Genomic DNA, 12,355 nt, shown 5'->3' on the forward strand with positions numbered 1-12,355 from the left:
CATAAGAGCTGCAACGGTGCAGTAAAAATCTTGTGATGGAGGCGTGTGTCGATGTCGTCTGGATCCAGCGTGGAGGATCAGCCCCTTTCCACGGAAGGCCTTGAAGGCTTCCTTGGGGACTACTACCAACACCTTGCCGAGGAGGACGCCCGTGGCTATGCCGGCGAAACGCTCGCGGCCAGGGCACAGCACCATCGCGGAGTGGGGGCCAAGCGGCTTCCGGGCCAGGCCATCGTCTCAATCTCCGACGAAGAAGACAGCAGCGTGGTTTTTGTCGTCACGGATGACATGCCGTTCCTGGTGGATTCCGTCAATGCCGAGATTGTCCGGCAGCATGCAGCCATTAAACTCGTCATCCACCCGCTGTTTGTTGCCACCCGCAACCGGGAGAGCGGCGAGCTCGCGAGGGTCAACAAGGTGCCCGCCTCCCTCGGCATCTCCAGCGGCGACACCGCGGCGATGCCCAGCCTGTCCCACCTGATCGCTACGGGCGAGAACGCTTCGCACATGGAGTCCTGGATCGCCGTCGAAATCAACCGCATTCCCGAGGATGCGAAGGAGGCGCTGTTTACGGGCCTTCGGCGGGTCCTGAATGATGTCCGCGCCTCGGTGGAGGACTGGCCCAAGATGCGCCAGAAGGCCCTGCGCATCGCCGACAGCCTGGACCAGGTGGCCAACCCCTCCCAGATCGTTGAGCTCCGCCAGGCCCAGGACCTTCTGCGCTGGCTGGATAACGGCAACTTCACTTTCCTCGGCTACCGCGAATACGATTTGGTGGACGTTGCGGGCGAGGACGTGCTCGAACTGCGTGACGACAGCGGGCTGGGCCTGCTTCGGGATTCAGCCGACTCCCCACACGTCCAGCACCTCACCGACGCCGGGCGGAAGAAGGCCCGCGAGAAGCGGGCCCTGGTGATCACCAAGGCAAACTCCCGCTCCACCGTCCACCGCTCCGCATACCTGGACTACATCGGCGTCAAAAGCTTCGACGCCGCGGGCAACGTCAATGGCGAACGCCGGTTCATTGGCTTGTTCGCGACCAGCGCGTATGCCGGTTCAGTATTGGATATCCCCATCGTCCGGGAAAAAGTCGACGCTGTCCTCCGTAGCGCGGGGTTCCCCGCCGACTCCCACTCCGGCAAGGACCTGCTGGGCATCCTGGAGACCTACCCGCGGGACGAACTGTTCCAGATCGAGGCCGAGGACCTTGCAGCCACGGCGCTGGGCATCCAGAAACTGCAGGAGCGGCGCCGTACGCGGCTCTTCCTGCGGCCCGACATCTACGGCCGGTTCATGTCGGCCCTGGTCTACCTCCCCAGGGACCGGTACACCACCAACGTGAGGCTCCGCATCGAGCAGGAACTGCGGGAAACGTTCCAGGCCGTGTCCATCGACTACGAGGCCCGGATGACGGAGTCCGCGCTGGCCCGGCTTTTCTTCCGCATCCGCCTGCCGAAGGACGCCGATGTGGTGGACATCAACGCCGAGGAGCTGGAGAAGCGGCTGGTCCGTGCTGCCCGTTCGTGGAGTGAAGGCGTCGCGGAGGTCCTGCGGGAAACCCCTGATGTGGACGATGCCAAGATGCTCGCAGCCATCTGGTCCGAGGCGTTCCCGGCAGGGTACCGGGTGGACTACGAGGTGGAGGATGCCCTTGAAGACATCCGCCGTTTTGAAAAGTACGGCGCCGCAGCCGAACGCATTGAGGGTGCCCGGCAGGAACGGCCAGGTGTCCACGTGTACCTGCCTGAGGGTGCCGGGGCAACCCTGGAAGAAGACGCCCGCGTAAAGCTCTACATGCTCGAGCCCAAGAGCCTGAGCCAAATCCTGCCCTTCTTCCACAACCTGGGCCTTGAAGTCCTCGACGAGCGGCCCTTCGAAATTGAAACTGCCGATAACCGCGACTTCTTCCTGTACGACCTTGGCCTGAAATACCCCGCCGGTGTGGATCCGCTGGCCACAGGGGAGCTGCTGGCAGACTCCTTCGGCGCCGCTGTTGGCGGGGCCACTGAAACGGACAGCTTCGACAGGCTGGTCCTGCGCGAAGGTGTCCATTGGCGCCAGGTGACGGTGCTCCGCGCCTACGCCCGTTACATGCGCCAGATGGGCAACACCAGTTCGTTCGGTTTTATGGCCGACACCCTGCTGGCCAATCCAGACGTGACCCACGGGCTCCTGAACCTGTTCGCGGCCAGGTTTGATCCGGCAGGCGGGAACAACAAGCGCACCGAAGCGCAGGACGCCGTGCGGCAGGACCTGTCAGCCTCCATCGAGAAGGTGGCAACGCTCGACGCCGACAGGGTGCTCCGCACCTTCGTTAACCTCATCGAGGCCACGCTCCGCACCAACTACTTCCAGCACAAGCCGCACCTCAGCTTCAAGCTTGACCCTTCGCAGATCGAAGGCCTGCCCTTCCCGCGGCCCATGTTCGAGATCTGGGTTTACTCACCCCGGGTGGAAGGCGTCCACCTGCGCTTCGGCAAGGTGGCCCGCGGCGGGCTGCGCTGGTCTGACCGCCGCGAGGATTTCCGCACCGAGGTGCTGGGCCTGGTCAAGGCACAAACCGTCAAAAATGCAGTGATCGTGCCCACCGGCGCGAAGGGTGGTTTCTTCGCCAAGCAGCTGCCGGACCCTGCAGCAGACCGTGCAGCGTGGATGGCGGAAGGTGTGGAGAGCTACAAAACCTTCATCCGTGGCCTGCTGGACCTTACCGACAACCTCGTCACCGAAGGCGAAAGCGAAAGGCTCGTGCCGCCGTCGGACGTCATCCGCCATGACGACGACGATTCCTACCTGGTGGTGGCTGCGGACAAGGGAACCGCCACGTTCTCCGATATCGCTAACGGGCTGGCCGCCGAGTACGGATTCTGGCTCGGCGACGCCTTCGCCTCCGGTGGTTCGGTGGGCTACGACCATAAGGCCATGGGCATCACGGCCCGCGGCGCCTGGGAATCCGTCAAGCGCCACTTCAGCGAGCTGGACCTGGACACGCAGTCCCAGCCCTTCACAGTGGTGGGCGTGGGCGACATGTCAGGGGACGTCTTTGGCAACGGGATGCTGCTGTCCCGCCATATCCGGCTCCTGGCGGCGTTCGACCACCGCCATATCTTCCTGGACCCCACCCCGGATGAGGAATCGTCGTTCGTTGAGCGGCAGCGGCTCTTTGAGCTGCCCCGCTCGTCCTGGGACGACTACGACAAGTCGCTCATCAGCGCCGGCGGCGGAGTCTTCCCCCGCCACGCAAAATCCATTCCGCTTTCCCCGGAAGTCCGGACAGCGCTGGGCCTTCCGGCCGCAACCTCCGAACTCAGCCCGCCGGAACTCCTCCGCGCCATCCTCCTGGCGCCGGCAGACCTGCTCTACAACGGCGGGATCGGCACCTACGTTAAGGCGGCCGGCGAAACCAACGCCTCCGTAGGCGACAAAGCCAACGACGCCATCCGCGTGGACGGCGGGGACCTGCGGGTCAAGGTGGTGGGCGAAGGCGGAAACCTGGGCATGACCCAGCGTGGCCGAATCGAGGCGGCCCTGCAGGGCGTCATCCTGAACACCGACGCGATCGACAACTCTGCCGGCGTTGATTGCTCCGACCATGAAGTGAACATCAAGATCTTCGTGGACCGTATGGTGGCCGCAGGGAAGCTTTCCCGTGAAGAACGGGCCGGATTCCTCGCCTCGATGACGGACGAAGTTGGCCGCCTGGTGCTCGAGGACAACATCGACCAGAACATCCTGCTGCTCAACGACCGCACCCGGGTGGCGGAGTGGAGCCCCAGCTACGAACGGCTGATGGATTGGCTGGAGGTGCGGGCTGAACTTAAGCGTGACCTTGAGGCCCTTCCCACGACGGCAACACTGCGGGAACGGCTGCAGCAGGGGCAGGGCCTGACCTCACCTGAGCTGTCGGTCCTGGCCGCGTACGCCAAGATCGAACTCGCCTCCGCCCTGCGCGAGAGCGACCTGGCGGATGATCCGTGGTTCCGGCAGACCCTGCGGGCCTATTTCCCGCAGCAACTGCGGGAACGCTTCGACGATGAACTGGATACACACCCCCTGCGCCGGGAAATCATCGCCACGGTTGTAGCCAACGACATCATCAACCTCGGCGGCATCACCTTCGCGTTCCGGGTCATGGAGGAGACGTCGGCCAGCGAGGTCGCCGTAGCAAAGGCCTTCGTAGCACTCCGTGAGGTTTACGGGCTGGACGCCATGGTGGCGGAACTGAACAGCCTGCCGGCCTCGTTCCCAACCGAGCACTGGAGCGCCGTGCACCTCGACGTGCGGCGGCTCCTGGACCGCGCCGTCCGGTGGCTGCTGAGCCAGGGCGGGGTGTCACAGTCCATCGCTGATGTCATAGCCGAGTTCAAGCCCCTCGTGGAGCCCATGCGGGCACACCTGCTGGACTACCTCCAAGGCAGCGACCGCGACCGGGTTTCCGGTTGGCTGGACAAAGCCCGCGAGTGGGACCTCCCCGAAGGTCTCGCGCTGCGGTGGGCCGAACTGTTCGAAAGCTTCGTGCTGCTGGACATCGCCAAGATCGCAAGGCTCCGTGAAGATTCGGTGGCGGACATTGCCGCGGTCTACTACACGGTCTTCAACCGCTTCCACGCGGACTCGCTGCTGGAACGGATCAGCAGCCTTCCGCGCCAGGACCGGTGGCAGGCCCTGGCCCGGGCAGCTTTGCGCGATGACCTGTACTCCACAGTCTCGGACATGACGACGGCGGTGCTGGACGCCACCCCCGCGGGTGGGAAACCGGAAGCGCGGCTGACGGACTGGGAGACACAGAATGCCGAACAGCTGGGCCGGGCAAAGAGCATGTTCGACGAGGTCAACTCGCTCGAGGCCGATGATATGGCTTCACTGTCGGTAGCATTGAGGCTCTTGAGGTCAATCGTCCGACGCTGATAAGCAGGCGTCGCAACTGGAGGTGCAGTGGCAATCTTTACGGACCCCATCAGGGAACATGCTGATTTCGGGCCGGGGGATGCGGAGTGGCTGCACCTCCTGGTGGGGGACTGGCAGATGGTGGCGGACCTGGCGTTCGCCGACCTGGCACTCTGGTTCCCCCACCCTGACCACGGCTATGTCGCTTTGGCGCACGTCCGGCCCTCCACCACGCACACGGTGTTCCATGGGGACTTCGTGGGCGAGGGGATCCGGTCTGACCTGCAGCCCCTGGTGGACAAAGCCTGGCACAGCCGCACCATCGAGCGTTCCAGCGAAACCAACTGGAGCAGCGACATGGCGTTGCGCGTCGAAGCGGTTCCAATGGTGCGCAATGGGCGGACCCTCGCCGTCGTCACCACGCACATGGACCTGTCCAGCTCGCGCATGCCGTCCCGCCTGGAGCTGACCTACCGCCAGTGCGCCTATGACCTGCTCCGGATGGGGACGCTGGGCCTGTGGCCTGATTTCGCCTCACCTACCGGCTCCCGCCGCGGTGCGCCGCGCGTTGGCGACGGACTGATCAGGCTCGACGCCGAGGGCATCGTTCAGTACGCCAGTCCCAACGGCGTATCGGCTTTCCGGCGGCTGGGTGACGGCGAATCGCTGGAAGGCCGGTCGCTGGCGGAGGTGACCGCGAGCCTGCTGAAGGACCGGCGCATGGTGGACGAGACCCTGCCCCTGGTGGTCACGGGCAGGATGCCCTGGCGCAGCGAAATCGAGTCCCGCGGCGTAAGCCTGTCCCTCCGGGCCATCCCGCTGCGCGATGAGCAGCAGCGGTTCGGCGCCCTGGTCCTTTGCCGCGACGTGTCCGAGTTGCGGCGCCGCGAAATGGAGCTTGTCACCAAGGACGCCACCATCCGGGAAATCCACCACCGGGTCAAAAACAACCTGCAGACCGTGGCGGCGCTGTTGCGGATGCAGTCCCGGCGGATGGTCAGCGATGAGGCGAAGCAGGGCCTGGAGCAGGCCATGCGCCGGGTTGCCACCATCGCCCTGGTCCATGAGACGCTGTCCCAGGGCCTGACGCAGAGCGTCGACTTCGACGAACTGATCGGCCGCCAATTCCGCCTCTCGGCGGAGGTTGCCTCCCCATCCCAACAGGTCAAAACCGAGCGCTCCGGAACGTTCGGGGAACTGCCCAGCGATCTTGCAACGCCGCTTGCCCTGGTCATCAACGAACTCGTAACCAACGCAGTGGAACATGGGCTGGCCGGCAAGGCTGGGACGGTTTGGCTGATTGCGGACCGGACGGACGGGGACAACGGCGAAGAAATCACGGTGACCATCGCCGACGACGGGGTGGGACTTCCCGAGACGCCGCACGTTGAGGGACTGGGACTGCAGATTGTGCGCACCCTGGTGACCAGCGAGCTGGGTGGCAGCATTGCGTGGCTTCCCCGCGACGGCGGCGGAACCGCGGTCCAGATCCTGTTGAGCCTCGAAGGCAAATAAGCCCCTCGCGTTACCCGCGGCGGCGGGAACGCAGAAGCCCCGGTGGCAACCTTGTTAGGTTGCCACCGGGGCTTCCGGATAAAGCCATGGTTGGGGACCGAGGCCCCGCGGGATCAGGAGGCGCGGCGGGCCCTGGCTGCGCGGCGCTTAAGGGCACGGCGCTCGTCTTCACTCATGCCGCCCCACACGCCGGCGTCCTGGCCGGACTCAAGGGCCCATTGCAGGCAGGTGTCCACCACCGGGCAGCGACGACACACGCTTTTGGCCTCCTCGATCTGCAGGAGGGCAGGTCCCGTGTTTCCCACGGGGAAAAAAAGTTCCGGGTCCTTTTCGAGGCACGCTGCGCGGTTACGCCAATCCATGCTGATCAGTCGCTCCAATTCTGGGAAAAGCTCTTGTGAAATTATTCACTAAGCGCTACAAAGGAAAAGGGCCCGGCAGGGCCCCGTTGGTCATCTGAATCCAGCCTGTCATGTTAACGCTGTGTAAACAAGGGGTAATAACGCTTGATATCCCGGGAACGCTGAGCGATACATCACACTGTGGGGGCAGGCCCGCACCACTGTCCGACTATGTCCGGTAGGGTGCCAGTGTGTCAAGACCCCCCGCACCGCCACCAGAGCCCGCCGTCCCCGCGGAGGAACCGGACAGCCGCCCGGATTCCGCTGTGGGAGACATAACCCTCCACCGCCCCCGGGCTGTCCTTGTGGTGGCCGGTATCGTGGCCGCCGAGGCCACCGCACTGCTGGTGGCCGCAGCCTGGTACGGCTACCAACTGTTCTCCGGCAGCCCCGTGCTTTCTTTCTGGGGAGCCGTGTTCACGCTGGGGCTGATGCTGGCTTTTTCGGCATGGCTTTACGCCACGGCGGTTTTCCTGAGCCGCGGCTACCGCTGGACCCGGGCCGCCGCCCTGGTAGCACAGCTATTTGTCCTGGTCATCGGATTTCCGAGCATCAGTGGTGGGGTAGTGATCCCCGGCCTGTTGATGGTTATCCCGGCGATCATCGCCACCTTGCTCCTTTTCAGCAGCAAAGTCATTGGCTTCGCGACCCGGACCGGGAACCCGGCGCCCACCCTCTGACGGTCCTGCTGGTCCTGACGGTCCTGCCCAGGCCACCTGCACAGGGCGGGAACGTCCGTTGGACACCAGGACCGCCCGTCCTGGCGGGGGCCTGTCCTCGAGTTCGAAACGGATTCCCAAAAGATCCCCGTCCGCCAGGCTCCGCGGCGACAACAGCAACGCGGTTCCAGCGGCCCGGACGTCCGTGGCGAGCGGAAACCGGTGCATCAGCAGGGGGCTGAACCGGGCCGTAAAAACCACTGCGTAGCCCAGGGTGTGCAAGGCTGTCAGATCCGCCAGCGCAGCGGCCGGCAGCAGGTCTGCGTCATCGGCCAACAGCACGGTACTGCGGGGGAGCCTGCCCGTGCCCGCCTCCGCCAGGGCGCGCTGGAGCCTTGGAGTTGCGTCGGCATCAGCGGCCAGCTGCAACCACCGGTCCGGGGCCGGATTCAGTGCCTGGATGGCAGCCAGGACCGCTGACTTGCCGCTTCCCTGCCCGCCCAATACCGCCAGCACGCCGCCGGGCGGGAGCGGCAGAGAAGCGGGAGCCAGTTCGTCGCCGCCGATTCCAAACACCAGTGATGGGCCTGCGGCCGCCGTGCCGGCAGCTGCAGCGTACGGGTGCGGCCCAGGAAACCGGGTCCGAACCTGACTGACCGTCACCACGGCAGGCAACGGTTCCACCTTGAAGGGACGCCGTTCGACCTGTGGCGCCACCGGCGTTCCGGGCGACCCAACAAATACCTGGCATACCGCAGCGTTGCTGCCGGCCACGGGCCCGAAAGCCACAGCCCGCCCCCTGGCGGCCGCGACGGCGGGCAGTCGCGGCCAGGCCAGGCGGCCTTCCTCCGTGGAACCGGCAGGGAAAAACAGCCTGTTGGGCAGCGCCCCGAAAAACCTTGCAGTCACCAGTTCCCGGCCGCCGGAAACAATGATGGTGATCGCTGCCTGCGAGCCATCCCGGACCAGGTCGTGAACCAGCTCTTCGGCCCACGCCAGCGGACCGGCACGGAACGCCGAAACCCAGGATCCCCAGCCGGTAATGACCAACACCAGTGGCGTGCCGGATTCTTCTCCGCCGAGCCTGTGGGCCATCTCCTGGTGCAGCAACTCGAGGACCCGGACGGCATGGCGTGCCTCATGCAGGCCGGCGTGGGCACCCGTCCGGTGATCGCCGGCCCGGTGGCGGAAGGCGCCAACGGCGTCGAGGTAGTACAGGTGGCTCTCCTGAGGGTGCGAGGCAAGCCCTATCGCTGCAAGTTCCAACGCATCCAACGCTCCGGAACCGGCTCCGCCCAGCAGGGCCAGATGGCTGTCCAGGGCCGGATCCCACACCAAAGGAATGACCTGCTGTTCCGCCGGCAGGTCCAACAGTCCCAGGCCAACGGGCCGGGACTGCACGCCGGATTCGGATCCGGCGCCTGCAGGTTCCCGGCCGCCACGCCACGGCGGGCCGACAGGCCGCTGATTGTCGATTACGGGCTCCTGGACCAACAACGGCAATGGCGCTGCTACCGGCCGCCTTGGGGGCGCCCCGTTCCAGCTGGCCCACAGGTCCCTGACCAGGGCCACCAGTGGAGCTGCTGCGCGGGCAGGGGTGGGCGCAGCGTCAGGTTCACCTAAGCCGGCGCCGGGATGTTCCAACTGATCCACCGCCCGCCGCACCCATAACGGCGGCGTTGCCCGACCCGTAGCGCTGGTTGCGGTTTGAAACTCCTGGATACATTCGCTGCCCCGGGCCAGGAATGCCCGGCCCGGTAAGCCGATGCCGATGGCGGCGGCCGCCGGGGATCTGATGATCTCCATCGATTCCATCTCCGACTGGACACGAAGGGCGATGCTGGACGTGACATTGGCCCGGATGTCCGCGGTGAGCGCACCCTGGGGCCGCTGGGTGGCCATCACCAGGTGCAGGCCCAGCGACCTGCCAACGGCAGCGATCCGCATCAGTTCACGGAGTACCTCGGGTGCATCGTCGACCAGCATCCGGAACTCGTCGATGATAATCACCAGGTGGGGGAGCGGCGGATCCCCCGGTGCGGGCAGGAAGGCGCCGAGGTCCGGGACGCCCGCAGCGGCGAGGACCCGCTCACGGAACCGGACTTCGGCACGCAGGGAGGCCAGCGTCCGATCCAGTTCGTGGCTCGAGAGGTCGGTCAGCAGACCCACGCAGTGAACCAGCCCGGCCAGGGGACCCAGGCCGGATCCGCCCTTGAAATCAATAAAAAGAAAAGTGACCCGATCCGGCGGATACGTGAGGGCCAACGCCAGGGCCAGCGTCCGCAGCAGCTCCGACTTGCCTGATCCCGTGGTCCCGGCCACCAACAGGTGGGGGCCGTCCGCTTCCAGGTCAAACCCGCACGACCCTTCCGGTCCCAGCCCCAGCGGAACTGGAAGCCCGGCCTGCCCGGCACCGGATTTCCAGCGGAAGGCCGTTTGGCCGGCAGAGGTCGGAACCAGCGCACTGAGTGGGCAGGCCGCCGGTGTTGGCTGCGTGCCCGGATCCGGACGCATCGGAGCCACTGCTGACTGACGGCAGAAGCGGCTGAAAACAGACTCTGAGGCCAGGTCCGGGACAAATTGCAGCCGCCGCGGGCCTGACTGCACGGTGGATCCCCGCCCGGAGAGGATCACAGTGGAATCGTCCGGGCCTCCTGCCGGAAAGAACTGCAGGACGCGCCAGCCCCGGCGCAGAGCCTCACCAGGCAGTCCATCTCCGGTGCTGTCTCCGGCTGGGTCTGCCGGTGAACCAAGGACCAGGAAAACGCCGGCGCCGCCATTCCGGGACAACGCATCCAGGCATGCAGGCGTGGTGGCGGTCAGGGCCACCTGTGGCAGATACCGCGCGGCCAGGGGCAGCAGCGAAGCGGGACCGTGGACAAGCACCCGGGCATTGCGGCCCCGCGGGTACCCCGTCAGTTGCATCAGGAACGACCGGCACATCCCCAGGACGAGGTCTCCGGGCCCGCGGATGGTTGCATGCCGGATACCCGGGTCCAGGGACACGGGGACAGTCCCCGCTGACGGGATGCGGGCTCCGGGAACAGGCGGTTCGATCAGGACATTTGCCGGCCGCCGGGCCAGGCCCAGCCGGAGCCACAGGCCGTCCGGCGGCGGATCGTCAGAGGTCCCGGCAGCCTGCCGCGCTGCCAGTGCCAGCAGGGACAGGGCCGGAGCGGACTGCACCCGCCGCTGCCGGTCCTGTTCCACGGCCGACCGGACGGCCGCAGAAAGTTCGCGCCTGTAGCGGCGGGAAGCTGCCACCGGAAGGGCGACGGAGACCGCGGACACAGCAGAAAACGCCAAAAACAGCCACATCCCGGTGAAAGCCGAGAGGCCGACCCCCACCACAAGTGGCAGGAGGGCAGGCAGCAGCAGGGCCCTGCTGAACGGTTCGCTCCGGCCGGGGACCACCAAGGGCATTTGCACGGAAAGCCCCGCATCCGACAGCGGCGCCTGTGGCACATCGACGAAAACGAGGGACATGGTGGTGTTGCCGCACCGGATGCCCGACGCGGTGGACACCGTCGCCCGGTTGACCTGCACACCGTCAACCTCGGTGCCGTTGGCACTGTCCAGGTCGACAAGAACGATGTCTGTGTCCGTGACAACCAGCCGGGCATGTTCGCGGGAAAGGTCAGGGTCCGGGATGGAGATCCGCGCATGGTCGCGGCCGATGGTGTAGGTTCCCCGCCGCAGGGGTATCAGGGTGCCGGCGCCGGGTCCGCTGTGCACTGCGAGTGTCAGTGACGCCGGTGGCAGGCCATGGCTGCCGGGCCGTTGGGGACCCCGGCCCTGCTGGCGGTCCGTGGGGTACCTTGCTCCGCAGGCCACGAGCACCGCCCCATTGACCAGGGGTGGCGTTCCAACGGCCAGGGAGCCCAGGTCCTGTCCCGCCACCGTCACCCCGGCCACGGCATAGGACGCCGCGAGGACTGGGAGCAGGTCACTGCCGGGAGTCCCCGAAGGGGCTGCAACGGTCAGCTCCAACGGTTCCGTTGGCACCGCTGAGCCGGGGCGGCCCACCAGGGTGAAATGCAGTGTCATGGTTGTGGTCCTTACCTCGTTGCCACCACGCTAGCCAGCAGGCTTCCCGCCGTCGCGGCTGCGGGTTTCCATGTGGAAAAGTGCGGATGTCAGCGGGCGTCCGGTCTCGCCGGTGGCATCCGCCTCGGTTAGGATCGCTACACCATCACCTCCGTCCGTTTGGAAAGCAGGCGCCTCCCGTGAGCACCGTAGCCGCCAGCGCAGACGTCTCCGCGGATGCCCTGATCGGTGCCGGGACAAAAGTCTGGCATCTGGCCCAGGTCCGGGAGGCTGCACGTGTGGGGGAGAACTGCGTTGTGGGCCGGGGGGCCTACATCGGCCCCGGAGTGGTGCTGGGCAATAACTGCAAGGTCCAGAACTACGCCCTGGTCTACGAACCGGCAGTGCTGGCGGCCGGTGTTTTCATCGGCCCGGCAGTTGTGCTGACAAATGATGTTTTCCCCCGCGCAGTAAACCCCGACGGCGGCCTGAAGACTGAGGACGACTGGCACAAGGTCGGCGTCACCATCCTGGAAGGCGCCGCTGTGGGTGCCCGCGCCGTCTGCATTGCCCCGGTGACCATCGGGGCGTGGGCCACTGTGGCAGCAGGCGCCGTTGTCACCAAAGATGTGCCGGACTTTGCCTTGGTCGCAGGGGTCCCGGCACACCGGATCGGGTGGGTAGGGAAAGCCGGGCAGCCGCTGCGGCTGGAGGGACAGGACTGGGTTTGCCCGATCACCGGAGCGCATTACCGGGAACAGGACGGGACCCTGCGGGAGGCCTGATCGCGGCGCCGTGCGTGCCGCCGATATTGGTTGGCTTTATACCCCCTCAGGTACGCTAGAGCCGCAGACCCTGCACAACAGGGTG

At 66.1% G+C, this 12,355-nt stretch carries 5 protein-coding genes and 1 pseudogene; 4 read left to right on the forward strand and 2 right to left on the reverse strand.

The genetic code is table 11. The annotated features are described in order from the left end of the window. The first annotated feature begins 51 nt into the window (after positions 1–51). Together QRN07_RS07570 and QRN07_RS07575 are read left to right on the forward strand one after the other, a co-directional pair. Positions 52–4,905, forward strand: coding sequence for an NAD-glutamate dehydrogenase (locus QRN07_RS07570; protein ID WP_285240732.1), 4,854 nt, complete (start codon positions 52–54; stop codon positions 4,903–4,905). A gap of 27 nt (positions 4,906–4,932) precedes the next feature. Continuing rightward, complete coding sequence (locus QRN07_RS07575; protein WP_050685605.1) at positions 4,933–6,399, forward strand: sensor histidine kinase; 1,467 nt, start codon at positions 4,933–4,935, stop codon at positions 6,397–6,399. Between the two features lie 113 nt (positions 6,400–6,512). On the opposite strand, the gene QRN07_RS07580 is transcribed toward QRN07_RS07575, so the two are convergent. After that, positions 6,513–6,761 carry a WhiB family transcriptional regulator gene (locus QRN07_RS07580; RefSeq protein WP_015937605.1) on the reverse strand — a complete coding sequence of 83 codons (249 nt, stop codon included), beginning with the start codon at positions 6,759–6,761 and terminating at the stop codon, positions 6,513–6,515. 230 nt (positions 6,762–6,991) lie between these two features. On the opposite strand from QRN07_RS07580, the gene QRN07_RS07585 reads away from it, so the two are divergent. Next, on the forward strand, positions 6,992–7,480 hold the full coding sequence (locus QRN07_RS07585; RefSeq protein WP_442854152.1) for a hypothetical protein: 489 nt from the start codon (positions 6,992–6,994) through the stop codon (positions 7,478–7,480). 1,806 nt (positions 7,481–9,286) lie between these two features. On the opposite strand, the pseudogene QRN07_RS07590 reads toward QRN07_RS07585, so the two are convergent. Then, a pseudogene (locus QRN07_RS07590) lies at positions 9,287–11,506 on the reverse strand (FtsK/SpoIIIE domain-containing protein); the annotation flags it as partial. A gap of 179 nt (positions 11,507–11,685) precedes the next feature. On the opposite strand from QRN07_RS07590, the gene QRN07_RS07595 reads away from it, so the two are divergent. After that, positions 11,686–12,270, forward strand: a complete 585-nt coding sequence (locus tag QRN07_RS07595; protein ID WP_285240733.1) for an acyltransferase — start codon at positions 11,686–11,688, stop codon at positions 12,268–12,270. Positions 12,271–12,355 lie beyond the last annotated feature (85 nt).

The organism is Pseudarthrobacter sp. MEB009 (assembly GCF_030208875.1).
Classification (GTDB): domain Bacteria; phylum Actinomycetota; class Actinomycetes; order Actinomycetales; family Micrococcaceae; genus Arthrobacter.